17 protein-coding genes are annotated in these 20,322 nt (G+C 70.4%); 6 read left to right on the top strand and 11 right to left on the bottom strand.

Translation table 11 applies throughout. The annotated features are described in order from the left end of the window. Positions 1-48 precede the first annotated feature (48 nt). Positions 49-1,290 (bottom strand): RNA polymerase sigma factor, encoded by a 1,242-nt coding sequence (locus U3653_RS09575; protein ID WP_323124066.1) that lies wholly within the window; start codon positions 1,288-1,290, stop codon positions 49-51. Between the two features lie 7 nt (positions 1,291-1,297). Further along, a complete protein-coding gene (locus U3653_RS09570) occupies positions 1,298-1,711 on the bottom strand; it encodes a YciI family protein (protein WP_195079251.1) in 414 nt (137 codons plus the stop codon). 242 nt (positions 1,712-1,953) lie between these two features. On the opposite strand from U3653_RS09570, the gene U3653_RS09565 reads away from it, so the two are divergent. Further along, entirely contained in the window at positions 1,954-2,298 is a 345-nt protein-coding gene (locus U3653_RS09565) for an ArsR/SmtB family transcription factor (RefSeq protein WP_195079250.1), read from the top strand. Here the strand turns inward: U3653_RS09565 and U3653_RS09560 are convergent. Next, the gene (locus U3653_RS09560; RefSeq protein WP_195079249.1) at positions 2,288-3,499 is read right to left on the bottom strand and encodes a cytochrome P450; all 1,212 of its coding nucleotides are present in this window, start codon (positions 3,497-3,499) and stop codon (positions 2,288-2,290) included. The genes U3653_RS09565 and U3653_RS09560 overlap by 11 nt on opposite strands. Then, positions 3,496-4,824, bottom strand: coding sequence for an MFS transporter (locus U3653_RS09555; RefSeq protein ID WP_195079248.1), 1,329 nt, complete (start codon positions 4,822-4,824; stop codon positions 3,496-3,498). Before U3653_RS09555 ends, U3653_RS09560 begins: the two co-directional genes overlap by 4 nt. Positions 4,825-4,992: 168 nt before the next feature. Here U3653_RS09555 and U3653_RS09550 point away from each other — a divergent pair, with 168 nt between their 5' ends. After that, entirely contained in the window at positions 4,993-6,402 is a 1,410-nt protein-coding gene (locus U3653_RS09550) for an FAD-dependent monooxygenase (protein ID WP_195079247.1), read from the top strand. An 8-nt stretch (positions 6,403-6,410) separates the two neighbouring features. Here the strand turns inward: U3653_RS09550 and U3653_RS09545 are convergent, their stop codons facing one another. The 6 genes from U3653_RS09545 to U3653_RS09520 are packed head-to-tail and all read right to left on the bottom strand — an operon-like array spanning position 6,411 to position 14,117. After that, the gene (locus U3653_RS09545; RefSeq protein WP_195079246.1) at positions 6,411-7,076 is read right to left on the bottom strand and encodes an HAD family hydrolase; all 666 of its coding nucleotides are present in this window, start codon (positions 7,074-7,076) and stop codon (positions 6,411-6,413) included. Continuing rightward, positions 7,073-8,071, bottom strand: a complete 999-nt coding sequence (locus U3653_RS09540) for a ScbA/BarX family gamma-butyrolactone biosynthesis protein (RefSeq protein ID WP_195079245.1) — start codon at positions 8,069-8,071, stop codon at positions 7,073-7,075. The genes U3653_RS09545 and U3653_RS09540 overlap by 4 nt, the downstream gene beginning before the upstream one ends. A gap of 40 nt (positions 8,072-8,111) precedes the next feature. Further along, positions 8,112-9,815, bottom strand: a complete 1,704-nt coding sequence (locus U3653_RS09535) for an ABC transporter substrate-binding protein (protein WP_195079244.1) — start codon at positions 9,813-9,815, stop codon at positions 8,112-8,114. Beyond that, positions 9,808-12,270 (bottom strand): ATP-binding cassette domain-containing protein, encoded by a 2,463-nt coding sequence (locus tag U3653_RS09530; protein WP_323124067.1) that lies wholly within the window; start codon positions 12,268-12,270, stop codon positions 9,808-9,810. Before U3653_RS09530 ends, U3653_RS09535 begins: the two co-directional genes overlap by 8 nt. Beyond that, positions 12,267-13,214, bottom strand: a complete 948-nt coding sequence (locus U3653_RS09525) for an ABC transporter permease (protein WP_195079242.1) — start codon at positions 13,212-13,214, stop codon at positions 12,267-12,269. Before U3653_RS09525 ends, U3653_RS09530 begins: the two co-directional genes overlap by 4 nt. 6 nt (positions 13,215-13,220) lie before the next feature. Then, entirely contained in the window at positions 13,221-14,117 is an 897-nt protein-coding gene (locus U3653_RS09520; RefSeq protein ID WP_195079241.1) for a sulfurtransferase, read from the bottom strand. 173 nt (positions 14,118-14,290) lie between these two features. Between U3653_RS09520 and U3653_RS09515 the strand changes: the two genes are divergently transcribed. From U3653_RS09515 to U3653_RS09505, 3 genes are read left to right on the top strand one after another with little or no spacing between them, the layout of a single operon-like run. Beyond that, positions 14,291-15,133, top strand: coding sequence for a sulfurtransferase (locus tag U3653_RS09515; RefSeq protein ID WP_195079240.1), 843 nt, complete (start codon positions 14,291-14,293; stop codon positions 15,131-15,133). A 14-nt stretch (positions 15,134-15,147) separates the two neighbouring features. Further along, positions 15,148-16,452 carry an NtaA/DmoA family FMN-dependent monooxygenase gene (locus U3653_RS09510; RefSeq protein ID WP_195079239.1) on the top strand — a complete coding sequence of 435 codons (1,305 nt, stop codon included), beginning with the start codon at positions 15,148-15,150 and terminating at the stop codon, positions 16,450-16,452. Next, positions 16,449-17,444, top strand: a complete 996-nt coding sequence (locus U3653_RS09505) for an LLM class flavin-dependent oxidoreductase (RefSeq protein ID WP_195079238.1) — start codon at positions 16,449-16,451, stop codon at positions 17,442-17,444. The genes U3653_RS09510 and U3653_RS09505 overlap by 4 nt, the downstream gene beginning before the upstream one ends. Here U3653_RS09505 and U3653_RS09500 read toward each other — a convergent pair. Beyond that, positions 17,441-18,793, bottom strand: a complete 1,353-nt coding sequence (locus U3653_RS09500; protein ID WP_195079237.1) for an aminotransferase class I/II-fold pyridoxal phosphate-dependent enzyme — start codon at positions 18,791-18,793, stop codon at positions 17,441-17,443. The two genes, U3653_RS09505 and U3653_RS09500, sit on opposite strands and share 4 nt — an antisense overlap. A gap of 347 nt (positions 18,794-19,140) precedes the next feature. Here U3653_RS09500 and U3653_RS09495 point away from each other — a divergent pair, with 347 nt between their 5' ends. Beyond that, positions 19,141-20,304, top strand: a complete 1,164-nt coding sequence (locus U3653_RS09495) for a serine hydrolase domain-containing protein (RefSeq protein ID WP_195079236.1) — start codon at positions 19,141-19,143, stop codon at positions 20,302-20,304. Positions 20,305-20,322 lie beyond the last annotated feature (18 nt).

Raw genomic sequence — 20,322 nt, 5'->3', positions numbered from 1 at the left:
CCCCGAGTATTCCGGTGCGCTGTGACAAGTTCGGGCGCGCAGTGAGGATCACTCGGCGTCGGGCTCGAGCCGGGCGGCGCGGGACAGCAGGTAGCGCTGCTGCGGGATGCTCGTCGTCCGCCGCGCGGCGGTCAGATACGCCTCGCGGGCACGGGCGATGTCGCCGAGCAGCTCCAGCAGGTGCCCGCGCACGGCGTGCAGCCGGTGGTCGTCGGCGAGACGGTCGCCGAGGTCCTCCGCCAGCTTCAGCCCCGCCGCGGGTCCAACGGCCATCGCCACCGCGACCGCGTGGTTCAGCGCGATCATCGGATTGTCGGCCGCCGCCAGCAGGCGTTCGTAGAGCAGTGCGATCTGCGGCCAGTCCGTGGCGGCGTAGCTGGGCGCCTCGTCGTGCAGTGCCGCGATCGCGGCCTGCAACTGGTACGGCCCCGGAATCCCCCGTGGCAGTGCGGCGGTGATCAGCGCGATGCCCTCCGCGATCGCATCGGCGTCCCACAGGCCGCGGTCCTGATCCTGCATCGGGATCAACTCGCCGCCGGGGCCCGTGCGCGCGGCGCGGCGGGCGTCGGTGAGCAGCATCAGCGCCAGCAGCCCCGCCACTTCGTTGTGCTCGGGCAGCAGGCGATGCACCAGGCGGGTGAGCCGGATCGCCTCGGCCGACAACTCGACTCGATGCAGACGGGGGCCGGAGGTGGCGGCGTAGCCCTCGGTGAAGATCAGATACAGCACATGCAGCACGGCGGCCAGCCGGTCGGCGCGGTCGGCCGCGGACGGAGGGGCGAACGGCACGCCGCTGGCGGAGATGGCGCGCTTGGCCCGGCCGATGCGTTTGGCCATGGTCGCCTCCGGGACCAGGAAGCACCGGGCGATCTCCGCGGTGGTGAGGCCGCCGACCGCGCGCAGTGTGAGCGCGACCTGCGAAGTGGGAGACAGCGCGGGGTGGCAGCACAGGAACAGCAGGATCAGCGTGTCGTCGGCGTCGCTGGGCTGCCGGTCGGCGGGCGGCGTCAGCCAGTCCTGCGGCAGCATCCACCGGGCCACGGTCTCTTCGCGTCGCCTGCGGGCCTGCTCGGCGCGCAACAGATCGGTGAGCCTGCGCGACGCGACGGTGATCAGCCAGGCCAGCGGCTTGGCCGGGACACCGTCGGCCGGCCACTGCGTCGCCGCGGCGAGCAGCGCCTCCTGCACCGCGTCCTCCGCGGTGTCGAAATGACCGTACCTGCGCACGAGCGCGGCGAGGACCTGCGGCGCCAGCGCGCGCAGCAGGTCCGTCGCCGCGGAATCGGGCACGCGTCGCTCAGCCGAGTTCGGGGGCGGCCTCGGCGATCGGGCGCACATCGGCGTAGACCGATTGGAGCACGTGCGCGGGCGCCGGGCACTTGTTCAGCTCGGAGGCGATTTCGGTGGCGCGGTCGAAGCTCTCGCATTCGACGATCCAGAATCCCGCGAGCACTTCCTGGGTCTCGGCGTAGGGGCCGTCGGTGACGAACGGTTTTCCGTCCTTGACGCCCAGCCTCCTGGTATGCACCGGCTCCACCAGGCCGCGGGTCTCCACGAGTTCGCCCGATTCCTCGAGCCTCTTGTTGAATTCGGTCATGAACTGGGCCATTGCCGCGAATTCTTCGGCGGTCCACGCGGGCTTGCCGGTGTCCTTGCCCACCATGCCGTCGTAGTCCCGCTGAGAGGCGTAGCTCAGGATCATGTATTTCATGGCGGTTCCTCTGCGTCGTCGGCGCCCTGGTGGCGCCGCTCGTCTGGAACGTCGGAGCCGCCGACCATTCTCGGACATCGCGGTGGACGCGCAGACCATTTCCGGGACGTGAGCTCGAGAAGACCATGCGGACGAGCCGGGGCACCGCGACCCGGAGGGTTTGGAACCCGGTCGGATAGGTACTATTGTTCTCATACCTTCGGCAGTCGCTCGCGTGCCGATGCGGTGGAGAGGAGTGGGTCGTGGCCGATGCGGATGGGCATCCCGATATCGAGGAGTTCGACCTCTCCACGGTGCTGGCCGCGCTCGCCGACGACAATCGGCGCAGTGTGATCGCGCAACTCTATGCGGAGCCGGAGGGCACCGAGCAGTTCTGCAGCGTGTTCGGGATGCCATGGGCGCCGTCGACGCGCACGCATCATTTCCGGGTGCTGCGCAAGGCGGGGCTGATATGGCAGCGTGATGTCGGCAACGGCCGGATGACGAGGCTGCGACGCGAGGACATGGAAAAGGTGTTTCCCGGCCTGCTGGCGGCGATTCTCGCCGCCGACAGGGGTCGCCATCCGGCCGCGCCCGCTACCAGGTGACCGGCAGCGATGTCGGTCGGTGCACGAGAATGCCGGTCTCCCAGGGAATCCGGTCCTCGGGAACGGCCAGCCGCAGGGTCAGCAGCTCGGTGACGAGCCTGCGCAGCACCTCGGTGATCTCCATGCGCGCCATGGCCGCACCCATGCAGTGGTGCATGCCGTAACCGAATTGCAGGTGCCGCTTGCCGTTACGGGCCGGGTCGATCACCGCCGGGTCCGGGTACACCTCGGGATCACGGTTGGCCGAATGCGCGTCGGCGTAGACGATGTCGCCGGGATACAGCGTCCCCTGCGACAGCGCGAGTTCACGTGTGCTGACGCGCGGGAAGGTCGAGATCCGTCCCAGCGGAAGCAACCGCAGGAACTCCTCCACCGCGGTGGGAATGGCGTCCGGAGCGTCCACCAGGTACTGCCACAGCTCCGGCCTGGCGAGGGCCACGTAGGCGATCTTGGTGATCACCGACAGGATGTTCTGATCGCCGCCGACCAGCGAGCCGAGCAGGATCGCCGCGTACTCCCCGTCGGTGACCGGCGGCGACACGGAATCGCGTGCCGCGAGCAGGTCGAGGATCAGGCCGGGCCGCAGCTCACGCCGCCCGGCGACGAGATCCTCGATGTAGTGGTACAAGGTCCAGAAATCGGCCAGCAGTTTGTCCACATCGCTGTCGTCGCCGAGTTGCATCTCCCGCGACAGATGCCGGAAATAGGCGAGGTCGGCGGTCGGGATGCCGAGGTAGTCGATGTTGACGCCGATGGTGACCGGATCCAGCAGCGCGCGAACGAGATCGGCCGATCCGCGCTCGTGCTGTGCGCGCAGGTCGGCGAGCGCGTCGTCGAGCACCCGGTGCACCGCGGGCACCCGCCGGGCCATGGTGGCGGCACTGTAGGCGGAAGCCACGAAACCCTTGAGCCGCCCGTGATCGGGGTGGTCGAGGTTGAGCAGCATTTCCGTCGGCATGATGGTCGGCAGGAAGCTCGGGCCGTCCTCGACGTTGGTTTCGGCGCGCGCGAAGCTGAGGTCGGTCAGGACCGCGTGCACGTCGCGGTAGGCGGTGACGTGCACGGCGGTGTGACCGCTGGGGAGTTTCACCTGCGGAAATCCGCCGGCGGAACGCTGCGGTAGCGGTTCGATCATCAGGGGCGGCGCGATATTGGCGATGCCGTCGAGATCGACGCGGACCGCGTCGAGTGCGTGGGTCATGAGGTGACTCCTTCCGGGCTGGAACCGATGTCACGGTTCTCGGTGGCTCGTGTGGTGCCGCGCACCGCGACGATGAGGATGGTGAGCACCACGAGCAGGGCGATGAGGACGCCGACGGTGACGGTGAAGGCGCAGCGGTAGACGTCGGGGTGGCCGAACTGGCCCGCGGCGGTGTCGTCGGCGGCCTTCCCGCTGAGCCGGGTGCCGACGACCGTGGACAGCACGACGGCGTATCCGGCGACGAACAGCGCTTCGCTGCCGATGCGGAAGAAGTTCAGCAGACCCGCGGCGGTGCCGCCCCGTTCGGCGGGCACCACGGACAGCGCGTGGCCGTCGACGAGACCGATGGGCAGGCCGAAACCGAGGCCGAGCAACACCATCGGCACGATGATCCAGGCCACCGAACGGTCTTCGGAGAGCGCGAGCACACCGGCGTTGCCGAGGATCGCGGCGCCCAGCGCGAGGTAGACCACCCGGCCGACGGTCAGTGCGGGGAAGCGGGTGACGAGCTGTCCGACGGCCACCGGCGCGACGAAGACCGGAATGGTCATCGCGAGCATGAGCAGTCCGGAGGCGCCCGCCGAGAGGTCGGTGATGCCGCTCAGCGCCGAGGGCAGGTAGGTCAGCAGGGTGACGAAGCCGATCGATCCGGCGACCGGGACCAGGCACATGGCCAGGAATTCCCGGTTGCGCAGCAGGCCGAGATCGAGGATCGGACCATGTTCGGCCACAGCGGGTTTCACGGCGGGCAGCACCCGTGTGCCGACGCCTGCGGCCGCGAGGATCACCGCGTGCACCAGGAAGACGCCCCGCCAGTCCAGCAGTGCGATGAGGATGCCGGAGATGGTGGGACCGAGCGCGAGACCGAGGCCGTTCACGGTGCCGAAGACGGCGAACGCCTTGGTCCTGCGTGGTCCCTCGTAAGCCGCCGACAGCAGCGCGGTGGCGCCGGTCAGGATGGCCGCGGCGCCGATGCCCGCGACCACGCGCGCCAGGTCGAGGACGAACAGGTTCGGTGCGGCGACGCTGCCGACACTGCCCGCGACCACGAGCGCGGTGCCGATCCCGAAGGTGCGCCGATGTCCGATGCGGTCGCTGACCGCACCCCACAGCAGCGTGGTGAGGGCGAAGGCGACATTGAATCCGTTGACGACCCATTGCAGCGCGGCGGGATTCGATCCGAGGTCGCGCGAGATGAGCGGAAGCGCGATGGCGGTGCCCGCGATGGCCATCGGCGTGACGAACTGGGCGGCGAGCACCACGGGCAGTGTCGCACCGCTGGGCGGCGCGCCGCGGGTTTCGGTTTCGGTGGTGACGGTCGACATGGATACCCCCTGGGGCGGTGGTCGGGTGGACTCAGCACGGCGGGAGGACTTCGGAACGCGCGTGAGGTACCACCGGGCTGATAGGTACTATGATGTTAGTAGCTACGATTAACTTCGTACAACTGTGTTGCCCCGGACCAGATCCCGACCTCGCCCCAGGAGCATGTGATGAGCACGGCGCACCGGCCCGGACCGGATTTTCTCGACACCGATGTGCTGGTGGTCGGCGGTGGCCCGGTCGGCATGCTGGTCGCCGCCGAACTGGCGCTGCAGCGCGTCCGGGTCGTCGTGGCCGAGACCCGCACCGAACCGGACCCGCGCCCGCGGGCGGGCACGGTGCACGCCCGGTCGCTGTCGCTGCTGGCACGCCGCGGATACCTCCCATCCCTGGATCCCGAAGCGATACAGCGTGATCCGCACGGTGTGCGCCGGACCCCTTTCCAGTTCGCGGCGCAACCGGTGCTGACGATCAGCGCGCCCAGCGTCGAGCCCGGTCCGATCGCAGGCATCCCCCAGGCACGGCTGGAGGCGGCCTTCGAGGAGCGCGCGGGTGATCTCGGCGCACGAATCCTGCGCGGCCATACCGTCACCGGCCTCGAGGTCCGCGACGACGCGGTGGAGGCCCAGGTGGCCGTCGAGGACGAACATCGCTCGCTGCGCGTCCGCGCCCGCTACGCCGTCGGCGCCGACGGCGCCCGCAGCCTCGTCGCCCGAACCGGCGATTTCCCGGCGCAGGTGTACCCGGCGACCATGAACGCCATTGCCGGGCTGGCGATCACGGCCACCGACGGCGGGATTCCACCGGGCTGGCATTCGACGCCCACCGGATGGACCCTGCACAATCCGAATCCACACGGTCCCGCGCGGATCATCGCCATGGATTTCAGCGGCGCCATCGACCACCGACCCGAGCCCGGCGCGCGGGAGTACCGGCAACGGCTGGAATACGTGCTCGGCGCACCGCCCGCGCTGAGCGGGATCAGCCATCTCACCCGGTTCAGCGACCACGGCCGCTACCGCACCCGCCTGCGGGACGGGCGGCTGCTGCTGGCAGGCGATGCCGCGCACAGCCACTACCCCCTCGGCGGGCAGGGCCTCAACACCGGCATGCAGGACGCCTTCGCGCTGGGCTGGCGACTGGCTCGCGTCGTCGCCGGACACGACCGGCCCGCCGTCCTCGACGAGTACTCGCGCGAACGGGTCACCGTCGCGGCGGCGGTGGTCGCCAACACCGTGCTGCAATCGCGGATGATGAACCCCCGCGAGCCCGAGCTGCGCGCGGCGATGCTGGCCGTACTCGCGGTCCCGGCGGTCCACGACGCCGTCGCGCAGCTCATCAGCGGCCAGTTCCAGTCCGGATTCCAGCACGATCTGGTGGTCACCGAGGCAGGCGGCGGCGTGCGGACCCTCACCGAACTGCTGCGGGCGGGCCGGTTCGTGGCGATCCGGCCCGACGAGCACGTCCCGGTACCGCACGCCCCCGCCGACGCGATCACGGTGACCGGCAAGGTGTCTCCGGATCAGACGTGGACCTGCGCGCTGGTCCGTCCGGACGGCTACCTTGCCCGCGCCTGGTGAGCCGGCGCTCAGCCCGGCCATCGCTCCAGCACCTCGCGCACCTCGGCGATCGCCTGGCCGGCGGCACGGAACCGCACCGCCTGCCAGCCGGCTTCCCGTGCCGCGGCGCAGTTCTCCGCGAGGTCGTCGATGAGCAGGCACCGGCCTGCGTCGACGCCCGCCTGCTCGGCGGCGATGGCGAAGATCTCCGGATCGGGCTTGCGGAACCCGACCTTGCACGAATCGACCAGGGCGCTCAAAACCCCGTCCAGATCGATCATCTCGTGCCAGTAGGGCTCCCATTCGACGACATTGTTGCTGAGCACCCCGACCGGAATTCCGCTGTCGGCCAGCTCGATCGCGAAGTCGCGGACCACGCTGTTGGCTCGGTGGCCGGCGAACCACTGCCTGCCGAAATCGGGTTCGCTGCGGGAGAGGTCGAGCTCGGGTTGCTTGGCCCTGAGCACGGCGTGCAGCTTGCCGACCCACTCGCGTTCGTCTAGCAGCGCCAGTTCGATCGGGGCCAGCGGCGCGAGCCCGTATTCGGCGCCCACCTCGGCGATGGCGAATTTCAGCAGGTCGGGCGGAATGCCCGCGACCTCCTCGTAGCGCAGGAACAGGTCATCGAGCGGCGGGGAGAGCACCCCGCCGAAATCGAACCAGACGAACGGCCCCGCCGTCTTCGCGGCGGTCACTGGACCATCGTCCCGACGTCGGCCGGACGGAAGCGCAGCTCCACCTCACCGGCGGCGATCACGTCCGCGCCCTGGGTCAGGGCCACCTGCGCACGTACGCCGCCGCCGGCACCGGGAAGCGGGGCGACGGTGGCCCGTGCGATGGTCTCGCGCTCGAATTCACCGAACTTGGTGAACTCGATCCCGAGCCGCTGCATCACCATGCGGCTGGTGTCCAGGCCGAGGACGGCGTTCGCCGCGGCCATCGCGACCTGCCGGGCCGCTTCGAACTGCAACATGCCCGGGACGTGGTCGAGGGCGTGATCGAACAGGGAGGGATGGTTGGTGTCGATGATGGTCGACGCCGTCAGCTCGTGCTCGGCCGACAGCACCGGATTGGCCAGGATCGCGTTGCGCGGGTTGTGCCTGCCGACCGAACCAGGCCGCATCCGCGCGACCGGCACCTGCTGCGGGATCGCGTGCTGGGCGGGCAGGCCGAGCGCTTCGCGCCCGCGCACCCTGATCCGGTTCCACACCGCGGCGGGCATCCACTGGTAGACCATCACCTCCCGTGCGGCTTCCCTGCCCTCGATCTCGGCGACCATCTCGAGCGACAGGCCGATGACCTGATCGTCACGACGCTTCTCGCCGATCACCCGCGCCTCGATGACGCAGTGCCCAGGGCAGTTGCCGATCCGCAGGGTGTCGGGGTCGGCGATGGTGAAATCCGCCGATCCGAAGATGAACTTCTCCTCGCGGGCCACTCCGAGGAAGGTGTGCGCGTAGTAGATCGCGACCTGCCGGAACACCTCGATGAGCAGGAGGGGATCGTAGGTGGTCGATGTGCCACGGTGGTCGCTGAAATACGAGTGGTTGCGGGGCAATTGGGCGGCGAACACCGCGCCGTCGAGAATCGGTTGCGCGTCGGTGAGGAACACCTCGGCGATCGATTCCCGGTGCACGATGCCGCGCGGGATATTGCGATCGAAGGTCAGGGTTTGCGTTGCGGCGGTCATGATCGAGCCTTCCTGGAACTATGGGTTGGCGGCAGACTGGTCAGCGGACGGCGATGTCGTATGCCCAGGCGTTGACGGTGTTGCGGGGCGGGTCGAACAGCGAGGTCACGTTGTGGATCGCGGAACTCGCCGCGACACTGTTGCGGTCGGTGTAGAGCGGGATCGCGACGGCGTTGTCGAGCAGGTGCGCGGTGATGGTGTCGAACAGCCGCTTGCGCTGTTGCGGGTCGGTCGCCTTGGTCGCTTCGATGAGCCACCGGTCCACCTGGGGGTCGGCGAGTTTGGCGCCCGCGACGATGGAACCGAGGGTGATGCCGTCGATCTGGCCGTATTTCAGATCGGGGGTGGTGGAGCCGTAGGCGCGGTTGAACTGCAGCGACAGGTCCAGGCCGCCGACTTGGCGCGGGAACGCCTCGTACCGGTTGCGTGCCAACAGGTCGTAGACCTGGGCGTTCTCGACGAACTGCAACTCGACCCGGATACCGAGGTTCTGGCGCAGCTCGGCCTGCCATGCCTTCAGGAAATCGTCCTCCGGGTAGGTCGGCGTCGTGGCGAGCAGGCGGACGGTCAGGCGCTGTCCCGCCGTGTCGGTGCGGTAGCCGTCGGCGTCCTTGCCGGTCCAGCCCGCCTGATCGAGCAACGCGCGGGCGGCGGCGATATCGGGCTTGTTCGCGGTCTCGTACTTGGCGTCGTAGTAGGCACTGTCCGGAGAGATGAGGCTCCAGGCGCGCTTCTGGGAACCCTTGGTCAGACTGTCCACCACCGCGGCGATGTCGACGCCCCTGGCGATGGCGCGCCGCACCCGCACGTCCGTGGTCGGGCCGTTGGTGAGGTTGAGCATGATCACCGTGGGCGCGGCCGACGAGCCGATCTGTTCGTACTGGAATCGGTCGATTCCGTCGAACAGGGCGATGTCGGTGGCCTTCACCGTGCCGATCGCGTCGACCTCGCCGCTGCGCAGCAGGCCCGCGCGGGTGGAGGCCTCGGGGATGTACTTGACGACGAGATCGTCCACGTACGCGGCGCCCCGATGCGCGGCGGTGGCCGGACCCCACCGGTAGCCGGGATTGCGGTGGAACCTCAGTTCCTGCCCCTGCACCGCCTTGTCCAGGATGAACGGACCCGAGCCGACCAGCCCGGCCCCGCTGGTGAGGGCCTCCTTGTCGACGTTCAGCGTGCTGGGAGCCACGATGGCGCCGCTGAGTCCGGCGAGGGTGGACAGGAAGTCCGCGCGGGGTGTGCTCAGCGTGATCCGCACCTTGTAGGGGTCGACCACGTCCACCGCGCTGACGCTCGAGTACTGCAGCAGGCCGAGCACCGTCCAGGAGGGGGTGTCCGGATTCCTCAGCACATCGATGTTCGCCTTGACCGCGGCGGCGTCGAACTTCTCCCCGTTGTGGAACGTCACGTCCCGGCGCAGCGTGAATTCGTACACCGTGCCGTCGGGGGAAACGGTCCACTCGGAGGCGAGCCACGGGTGGAACTGTTCGTCGCGGTCCTCGGCGATGAGGCTGTCGTAGCTGTTGCGCAGCACCTGGGAGGCGTCGAAGGCCGCGCCGACGTGGGGATTGAGGCCGCGGGTCGGATAGGACGGCAAGGCGATGGTGAAGGTGCCGCCCGGCTGTGCGGGCGAGGTCGGCCCGCCCTTGCCGCTCCCGGGTTCCGGGTCCGAAGCGCAGGCGCCGGCGGCGAGGACGACGCCGACGGCCAGCGCGGTGAACAGTCGAGTGAGGCGATTACGCACGCGAGGGGCTTTCTGTGGTGTCCGGTACCGCCAGGCGCGGCACGGAATCGAGCAGGGAACGGGTGTACGGGGAAGTCGGCGTCGTGAAAACGTCGTCGGACGAACCGGATTCGACGATCACGCCGCCGTGCAGGACGAGCAGGCGGTGACAGATCTGCCGCACCACGGCGAGATCGTGGGAGATGAACAGGATGCCGACCCCGCGCTCGCGCGCGAGTTCGGCGATCAGATCGAGGATCTGGGCCTGCACGGAGATGTCGAGCGCCGACACCGGCTCGTCGCAGACCACCAGTTCCGGCCTGTTGCCCAGCGCCCTGGCGATATTGACGCGCTGACGCTGTCCGCCCGACAGTTCGCGGGGGTGGCGATCGACGCAGGCCGCGGGCAGGTGCACCGCGTCGAGCAGATCCAGCACCTCGGCGCGCCGCTCGCGACGGCCGACCCGAAGGGCGACGCTCTCGCCGATGATCTCGCCCACCCGGTAGCGGGGGTCGAAGGACCCGGTCGAATCCTGCGCGACCAGGCCGATCCGGCCGGGACGGCGGGTGCGCGGCGTCAACGGCGCTCCGGCGAAACACATGTCGCCGCTGTCCGGCTCGATCAGCCCGGTGACCATCTTCGCCACCGTCGACTTGCCCGAACCGGATTCACCGACCACACCGAGCACCTCACCGGCCCTGATCTCGAAGCCGACGCCTGCGACCGCGGGTACCGAACGGCCACGCACCCGATACGACTTGCTCAGCGCGCTCGCGGTGAAGATCGGTGCGTCCGGACGGGACGGCGGTGCGCCCGCCCGGCCCCGCGGCACCGCGGCGATCAGCGCCCTGGTGTACTCGTGCCGCGGGGCGCCGATGACCTGTGCCGCAGGCCCCTGCTCCACGACGCGCCCCGCTTTCATCACCAGGATGCGATCGGCCACCGAGGCCACTACCGCCAGGTCGTGGCTCACCAGGATCATCGACCGCCCGTCGGCGACCTGCCGGACCAACAGGTCGAGCACCTGCGCCTGGACCGTCACATCCAGCGCCGTGGTCGGTTCGTCGGCGATGAGGATGTCCGGGTCGCCCGCGAGGGCGGAGGCGATCAGCGCGCGCTGGCGCTGGCCACCGGACAGCTGGAACGGACGCTGTCGCTTGCGCGCCTCTGGATCGGCGATCCCCACCGAGAGCAGCAGCTCGTCGGTGCGGGCGGCGCGCAGGGAGCGTGGTGTCGCGCGCAACGCTTCGGCCATCTCGTCGGCGATGGTGCGCAGCGGATCGAGCGCGACGAGCGCGTCCTGGAACACCAATCCGATTCGGGCGCCACGGATCCGGCGCCACTGCCGTTCGCTCAGTCCGAGTGCCGGGGCGCCGAACAGGTCGAAACGGTCGGCTCGCACCCGGGCGCCCGCCCCCGCGAGACCGACGAGGCTGCGTGTGGTCACCGATTTGCCCGATCCCGATTCGCCGACGATGGCGAGGATCTCGCCGCGCCGCAGGTCGAAGCCGACGCCCTCGACGACATCGCCCTCGGCCCCTGGGAAACCGACGCGCAGGTTCCGCACGCTCAGCACGGTCTCGGTCACGATGTCCGCGCTCGGCACGGCGGCGGCGGTTAGCGTCATGGCTGTGCCCTTCGTTCGAAACGGTGTCCCACGTGGCGGCCGAGCACCGTGGTGGCCAGGACCACGACCGTGACGGCGGCGCCGGGGAAGGCGACCGACCACCACGCGATACGCAGATCGCCGTGCGCCTCGGCGAGCATGGAACCCCACTCCGGGTCGGGGGGGTTGCGGGCCGAAGCCGAGGAAGCTGAGGGCGGCGGCGCCGAGAATGCTGGTCCCGAGGCCGAGGGTGACCACGACCGGCAGCGATCGCAACGCGCTCGGCAGGATGTGGCGAACGACGATCCGCGCGCGTGACCGAGTCAGCAGCCGCGCCTGCGCGACATGGTCGGCGGCGCGCACCGCTCGGGTTTCCGCCCGCATCACCCTGGCGAATCTCGGCGCCGCGGCGATGCCGAGGGCGAAGACGAGATTGCCGGTCCCGGTGCCCGTGAAGGTGATGAGCACCAGCGCGAGCAGCACCTCGGGGAACGCGCCGAGCAGATCGAAGGCGCGCGAGGCGACGGCGTCCACGATCCGGCCACCGACTCCGGCCACCAGTCCGGCGCTCACGCCGAGCAGCACCGCGAGTGCCGTCGCCGACACCCCGATGAACAGCGACAACCGGGTGCCGTGCACGACACGGGTGAACACGTCACGGCCGAGTTGATCGGTGCCGAACGGATGCGACAGCGACGGCGCGTGATGCGCGGCCACCAGATCGGTCTGTAGCGGATCGCCGGAGGCCAGCAGGGTGGGCACGAGGGCGGCGGCCACCGCGAGAACGAGCACAGCGCCCGCGATCAGGACGGCGACGGGACGGTGCGGCACCGGGAAGGTGAAGCGTTGCCGCAGTATGGCTGTCGTCATGCGGAGGCCTCCTGCAGGCGCGGATCGATCCAGAGATAGGCGATGTCGACGACGACCGTGACGATGAGATAGACCGCGGCCGACAACAGCGCGACACCGAGCACCACCGGAACGTCGGAATAGCCGACGGCCTCGACCGTCGCCCGTCCGACACCGGACCGGCCGAAGACCTCCTCGATGACGACGGTCCCGGTGAGCAATCCGCTCACGGCCCATCCGGCCAGGGTCGCGGCCGGGATCAGGGAGTGCCGCAGGCCGTGCCGCAGGCGCAGGCGGATAGCGCCGATGCCGCGCGATCGGGCCGTCAGCGCGAACGGCTGCTCGAGCGCGCGCTCGATCCCCTCCCGCATGACCTGGGCCAGCACCGCCGCGATGGGCAGGGCCAGGGTGACGGCCGGCAGGATCAGGCGCTGGAACTCGTTGCCCGCGGTCACCGGCAGCACCTTCAGCGTGAAGGCGAAGATCCAGATCAACAGCAGCCCGGTCCAGAAGGGCGGCGCGGAGGCGACCACGATCTCGGCCGTGGTGATCGACCGGCTCAGCACATCGCGCCTGCCCGCGGTGAGCACGGCCAGCAGTGGCGCGAGGACGAGCGCGAGGAGCAAGGCGAATCCGGCGAGCTCGGCGCTGCTGCCCATTTGTTCGCCGAACACGATGTCGGTCACGGGTTCGCCACGCACGTACGAGTAGCCGAGGTCGCCGTGCAGCAGCCGTCCGAGATGTCGCCCGTACTGCACGAGCAGCGGGCGATCCAGACCCCAGTCCTGTTCGATCCGCGCGCGCAGGGCCGGATCGCTGGACTCCTCCATGATCGCGGTGACCGGATCGCCGGGGGCGATGTGCACGGCCAGGAACGCCAGGGTGACCGCGGCCCACATCATCGCCACCGCGGACAGGACCACGCCCGCGATGCGGCCGAACACTGCGCGCCGGTGTGGATTCATCGCGGCTCAGTCCTCGATGGGCGCGCCGACCAGGCTGCCCCATTCGGTCCAGGATCCGTCGTAGACGCGGACCCGGTGATCGTCGAGCAGGTCGGTGAACACCAGCCAGCCCAGCGCGGCGCGATGGGAGAGCCTGCAGTAGGCGATGATCTGATCGGCATCATCGATGCCGAGCGCCGCCACCCGCTCCCGGAGTTCGGACACCGGCCGTAGCAGTCCTTGCTCGTCGAGCAGATCCTGCGCGGGCAAGCTCAGCGCGCCCGGAATCCGGCCCGCGCGTTCGGCACCGTGATCGATCGGCTCGGTGAGCGGGGACACCCGCTGTCCCGAATACTCCTGTGGCGAGCGCAGATCCAGGATCACGACGGGCGATCCGATGGCCGCGCGTACCTCGTCGCGGCCGACGACGATGTCCTCGTGGCACGGCGCGATCCGAGGCAGCGGTTCCGGCGTCTCGGCGGCCCGCGCAGCGGCAGTCTCCCCGGCCGCATCGGCGGCGCGCTCGATCGGTCCGGCAGAGGCGCTCGCGGCGGCTTCGGCCGCGCGCCACGCGGGCAAGCCGCCGTCCAGATAGCGCAGGTCACCACCGACCCCGACGGCCGCGGCCACCCAGATGGCGTACGCGGCGAACTGCGTCGGCTCGCCCGCGAAGACCACCGTCGACTCGGCGCCCGCGCCCAGTGCGCGCAGACGATCGATCAGGACCTGCGCCGAGGGGAATTCCCGGCGCGAATGGTGCCAGAGCAGATCCTTCCAGTACACGGTGCGCGCACCGGCGATGGCGTTGCGGTCCGGCTCGGCGCCCGGCGTGTTGGTCACCTCGATGACGACGACGCCGGGGTCCGAGAGACGGGTCCGCAACCATTCCGCGTCGACGACTCGGCTCGTCAGGACGTCTCCCACAGCAGCCCCTCCCGCTGATCTGTGCCGGGTCGGTCGACCTCGGCGCTGAAAACATATGAGCAGCACCGCGATACTGTGAACACAAAAAGTCACGAAGACCCGAATTATGTTTTCACCGCGTGGGGATACATATCCTCGGCACCGCCCGTCGTCCGCGCGTCGAAAGGATCGCGATGTCCGGTGCCCGTGCCGCCCACCTCATCTCGGCGAGCGAGTTGCGTGACGACCCACCGGAACGACTGGTGCTGCTCGACGTCCGCGTCGGCGCGACCGGGCCCGACCCGGGCGCATTCCGGCGCGGGCACCTGCCCGGAGCGCGGTTCGTCGACGTCGACGCCGACCTGGCGGGCACCGCCACCGCGGGCTCCGGCGCCCGCCCGCTTCCGGAAGCCGCGGCGCTCACCACCGCGCTCCGGCGCTGGGGCATCCGCGCCGACAGCGCCGTGGTGGTCTACGACGACTCCCGCTCGGTGCCCGCCGCCCGTGCCTGGTGGGTCCTGCGCTGGGCGGGACTGACCGACGTCCGGCTCCTCGACGGCGGGCTGCTGGCCTGGCGCGCGGCAGGCGGCCCCGTCGTCTCCGGCGCCGAAACCGTCGCGGCGGGAACCGCATCCGCGCGTCCGGGCGGACTTCCCGTGATCGGCACCGCCGCCGTGGCGACCCTGCCCGCACGCGGCATACTCCTGGATGCCCGCCCGCACAGCCACTATCGCGGCGAGGGCCCATTCGCCGGCCACATCCCCGATGCCGTGAGCGCGCCGGTCTTCGACGACTTCGACGAACACGGACTGCTGCGCGACGAACGCACCCTGCGTGCGCGCTATCACGGCCTCGGCCTCGGCCCCGCGACGCCCGCGGCCACCCACTGCGGCAGCGCGATGGCCGCGGCCCTGCAGGTCTTCGTCCTCGCCACGCTCGGCATCGAGATCGCCCTGTATCCCGGCTCGCTCTCGCAGTGGACCGCCGACCCGGCACGCCCCCTCGTCCGCGGCGACGCCCCCGTCCCGTCACTCTGACCCCGGAGACCCCCATGGCCGACCAACCCCGACATGTCATCCTCAACGCCAACCTGATACCCGGCGGCACCCTCGGCAGCCCGTGGCGGCGCGCCGAACAACCCGCGGCGCATTTCGTCGGGATCGAGCACTACCTCGACGTGGCACGCATCGCCGAACGCGGACGGCTCGATGCGGTTTTCCTGGCCGACTCACCGGACCTCCAGGCCAAGGACTGGAATGCGCCGAGCCGGCTGCTCGATCCGTTCATCGCCCAGTCCGTGCTGGCCGCGCACACCAGCCACATCGGACTGATCATCACCGCCACGACGTCCTACAACGACCCCTACAATCTGGCGCGCTCGTTCGCCGCGCTGTCGGCGGTGTCCGGTGGCCGGGTGGGCTGGAACTACGTCGTCACCGGCGGCGACGCCGCGGCCCGCAACTACTCCCTCGGCCGGGCCCTGCCGAAGTCCGAACGGTACGCCCGCGCCGCCGAGTTCCTCGACGTGGTGACCGCGCTGTGGGATTCGGTGCCCGCGGGCGCGCTCGTCGGCGACAAGGCCACCGGCCGCTATCTGGACCCGGCGGCGGTGCGGCCGATCGACCACGACGGCAAGTTCTTCCAGGTGGCCGGGCCGTTGAAGGCGCCGCCGCTGACCCACGGCAGGCCGGTGCTGATCCAGGCGGGCGCCTCCACCCACGGCGTGGAACTGGGTGCAAGGACAGCCGACGCCGTCTACTCCGCGCACGTCGATCCCGGGTCGGCGGCACAGCGTCGCAGCGAACTACGGCGCAGGGCCGTCGACGCCGGGCGCGCCCCCGACAGTGTGAAGCTGTTGCCGGGGTTGATCGTCGTGCTCGCCGATTCCGAATCCGCGGCCCGGCGACGTGAGCGCGAGCTCATCGACCTCATTCCCGACGAGGTCCAACTGGTCAATCTCGCCGATCGGCTCGGCGTCGAACCCGCCGATCTCGACCTGGACGCACCGTTGCCATGGGAGCGGATCCCCGACGAGAACACCGACGCGGGGTCGCGCGGACAGCGTGCGGTGCTGCTCGAGTACGTGCGCTCCAGTGGCGCGGACACGCGCGGCGCGGCGCGACTGCTGGCCTCGGGCAGTGTGCACGCCAAGGTGGTCGGCGGCCCGGAACAGGTGGCCGGATTCATCGCCGACTGGTTCGAGGCGGGCGCCGTCGACGGATTCAATGTGATGATCGACGAATTGCCCGGGGGCCTGGCCGATTTCGTCGACCATGTCGTGCCGCTGCTGCGCGGGCGCGGCCTCTTCCGCACCGAATACGACACCACCACCCTGAGAGGGCACTACCGGCTGTGATCACTTCGTCGTCACCAGCGGTGCTCACGGCACCGTCGCTGTTCGTGCAGTTGCGCAGCGGCCCGCCCGTCGCCGAGGTCTACCGGCACACCATCGACATCGGTGTGCGCGCCGAACGGCTCGGTTTCGGCGCCGTCTGGTTCGCGACCCGGCATTTCGAGGCCCATCACGCCGCGCTGCCCTCCGTGTTCCCGTTCGTCGCCGCGGTCGCCCAGCACACCAGCACGATCCGGCTCGGCACCGGCGTGGTCGCACTGCCGTTCGAACATCCGGTGCGGCTGGCCGAGGACGCGGTCGTCACCGACGCGCTCAGCGGCGGCCGGCTCGAGCTCGGTGTCGGCAAGGGCCTCGGATTCGGCCACTCCGCCACCAGTTACAGCGGATTCGGTGTCCCCGACACCGACCGGGAGGCGCTGTACGCCGAGCGGCTGGCCGCGCTACAGCGTCTCCTGGCCGCCGGGCGCGTCACCGACGACATCGCCCTGTATCCGCCACCGGACACCTTGCGTTCCCGGATCTGGCAGTCCACCGGCAACAGCGACACCGCTCGGCGAGCGGGCGCGGCCGGCGACGGGCTGCTTCCGCACGGCAATTCGCAGGCGCGCGCGGGCGGCGACGTCGCCGAACTCGTCGACGCCTACCTGTCTTCCTGCCGCGGCACACCGCGCATCGGGTCGAGCGTCACCGTGCTGCCCGGTGACAGCGAACGCGATGCGCTCGACCTGCTCGACACCGACATCCGGCTGAGTCCGGCCTACTACCCGCAGCTGCGGGGCACCGCCGACCGGCGACGGTTCCTGGCGGACAACCGCATCCGGGCCGGAAGCGCCGAGCAGATCGTCGAACAGCTGCGCGAGGACCAGGGCCTGGCCGCCGCCACCGAGGTGCTGTTCCAGATCCCACTCGCGGTCGGTCATCCCCGATACGCGGAATGCCTGCACCGGGTAGGCGCCGAGATAGCACCGCGGCTGCATCCGCGGCCCGTCCGCTAGTCGAGGAATTCCCGATGCGTGGCACCGGCGGCCTCGGCGAGCAGGCGCGCGAGTTCGGCCAGCCCGGCCTCCGCATCGGGTAGTTGCGGCACCGCGACGCGCACCACGCCCGGACGCTGCGGCGTCACATACGATTTCGCACCCGAGCCGACGACGATCCCGTGCCGGGCCAGCCCGAGCAGCGCCGCCTGTTCGTCGGCGACCTCCACCCACACGACCAGGCTGTTCACCCCGGAACAGGCGGTCACGCCGCGCTGGCGCAATGCCGCGAGCAGCCCGTCCCTGCGGGCGGTGTAGCGAGCGCGGGCGGTGTCGATCAGCGCGGCGGTCGCGGGGTCGAGGATGAGGTGCGCCAGTGCGTTCTGCAGGATCCGGCTGTTGGCGGCGATACCGTGGACCCGTGCCCGGATGGCCCGGTCGACCAATTCGGCGCTGCCGCCGATGACGCAGGTCCGGATGTCCATGCCGTAGGCCTTGCAATAGCTGCGCACCCGCACGCTGTGGCGCGGGAACCAGCGGCCGAGCGAGGGCGCCTGGGCCACGGCCAGCGGCCCCACCGCATCGTCCTCGACGATCCACGGCACCCGCTCCGCCGCGGCGAGCACCGCGGCCAGTTCGGTGGCCCGGTCCTCCGACAGCGCGCCACCCGTGGCGTACCCGCCCTCCGGCTGGAGCACCACCACCGACGGCTGCCGTCGCAGCACCGCCGCCAGCGCCCCGGGCAGCGCGCCCTGTTCGTCGGATTCGATACCGAGCACCTCGTACCCGACCTCCGCCAGAGTGTCGAGGAAGCCCGGCATCACCGGCTCCTCCACGGCGACAAGAGAACCCGCGGGCGCGGCGGCGTCCACCGCGAGGAACAACCCCTCCGAACCGCCGCCCGCCGCGGCGAAGGCCTCGGCCGCGAACGGCCAGCTGTCGAGGACGGCGGCGCGGAGCCGATCGGTGATGTAGTCACGACCGGGCCGGTTGAGCTGATCGGTGTGCAACCCGGCCAGCATGGCGGGCGCCAGATCGGGTTGCAGCGCGTAGTCCGGACTTCCGGTGAGCAGGTCGCGGGCCGCGAGCGCACGGCCCACCGGGACCTCCGCGAGCGCGGCCACCACCGTGCCACCGCGTCGATTGGTCGCGATCAGGCCTTCCTCGCGCAGCGCGCTCCACGCGGCGACGACCGTGCGCGTACTCAGCCCGCAGCGCCGGGCGACCTCGCGAATGGTCGGCAAGCGCGCGCCCGCGGTGAGCGCGCCGTCCCGGATCAACCGGGCCGTCACCGCGCGGACCGACTCGGGGGTGTGCGAATCATCGGCCTGCAACGCCCGCACCAGCAGTGCAGAATCCAGCTCCGTCACTGACACTCCACTCGTCGTCGGCCATCCGTACGGAGGATATATGTATCCGGAGAACCAGTTTGTTCCCGGTTTCCGGATATATGTTTCCAGCCCGCCAGCGACCTCGGAGCGACCACCGGATCAGCCGACGGCGGGCCGCCGTGATCGGGGCATCGCTGTCGACCAGGACTACCAGGCGCTCAGCGGTTCCGTGATCGGGAATCCACGGTCGCCAGCGCATCTGTTCCGACCCGTCCGGCCGCACCGAATGCCCAACCGCGGAATGCGCGATCTCGCGGCGGAAGACTTCTCGATGGTGGTCACCGGACCGGATGCCCGCCCGGACGCGGCGTGACAAGCTGGCCGGCATGATCATCGAGGGAACGGCCGACGCGGGCTACCAGGCCGTGCGCGAGGCGTTCGCGGCGAATTTCACCGAGCACGGTGACATCGGCGCCGCGGTCTGCGTGTACCGGGACGGCCGGCCGGTGGTCGATCTGTGGGGCGGGACGGCCGATCCCGGCACCGGGCGAGGGTGGCAGCGCGACACGCTGCAGCTGGTCTACTCGGCGACGAAAGGCGTCGTCGCCACCATCGCGCACCTGCTGGCGCAACGGGGAGAACTCGACCTCGACGCTCCGGTGGCGCAGTACTGGCCGGAGTTCGCGGCGGCGGGCAAGGCCGACATCCCGGTGCGCTGGCTGCTGACCCACCGGGCGGGCGTGGCGGCGCTGGACGAACCGGTCGCGCTGAGCGAGGCATTGGCTTGGCAGCCGATGGTCGACGCGTTGGCCGCGCAGGCGCCGAATTGGCGCCCGGGCACCGCGTTCGGGTATCACGGCCGGACCTACGGCTGGCTGGTCGGCGAAGTGATCCGGCGTGTCTCCGGTCGCACGCCCGGCCGGTTTCTCGCCGAGGAGATCGCGGGTCCGCTCGGCATCGATTTCTTCATCGGCCTGCCTGCCTCCGAGCGGGCAAGAGTCAGCCGCTTGGTGTTCGCGCCCGCACCCGACTTGACCGCGGTGCCCGAGGAAGCCGTTCCCGAGCCGCTGCGTCCACTGCTCACGGCGATGCGTGATCCCTCGGCGCTGGTCAATCGGGCCTTCCAGATCACCGACCCGGCGGACATCGACTTCGATTCGCCTGCCGTCCAAGCCGCGGAGCTGCCCGCGAGCAACGGCATCGGCACCGCCCGCGGCCTGGCCCGGCTGTACGCGGCGCTCGTCGGTGAGGTCGACGGCACGCGCCTGCTCACCGCCGACACCCTCGCCGCGGCCACCCGGGAGCAGGTCGCGGGCACCGACCACGTGCTGATGCTGCCCGGCCGGTATGCCTCGGGGTACATGCTGCCCACCGCGCAAATGCCGCTCGGCGGGCGTTCCTCGTTCGGCCATCCCGGCCGCGGCGGCAGTCTGGCGTTCGCCGATCCCGAACGCCGTCTCGCCTTCGCCTACGTCACCAACCACATCGTCGAAGGCGCGCTCGACCTGCGCGCCCGAAGCCTGGTCGACGCGCTCGACGACGCGCGCTGACAGATCAGGGCGGCAGGC

Origin of the sequence: Nocardia implantans (genome assembly GCF_035544775.1) — a bacterium.
GTDB classification, from domain to species: Bacteria; Actinomycetota; Actinomycetes; order Mycobacteriales; family Mycobacteriaceae; genus Nocardia; species Nocardia implantans.
The sequence above is the reverse complement of the archived record's forward strand: the minus strand, read 5'-3'. Positions and strand labels throughout refer to the sequence as shown.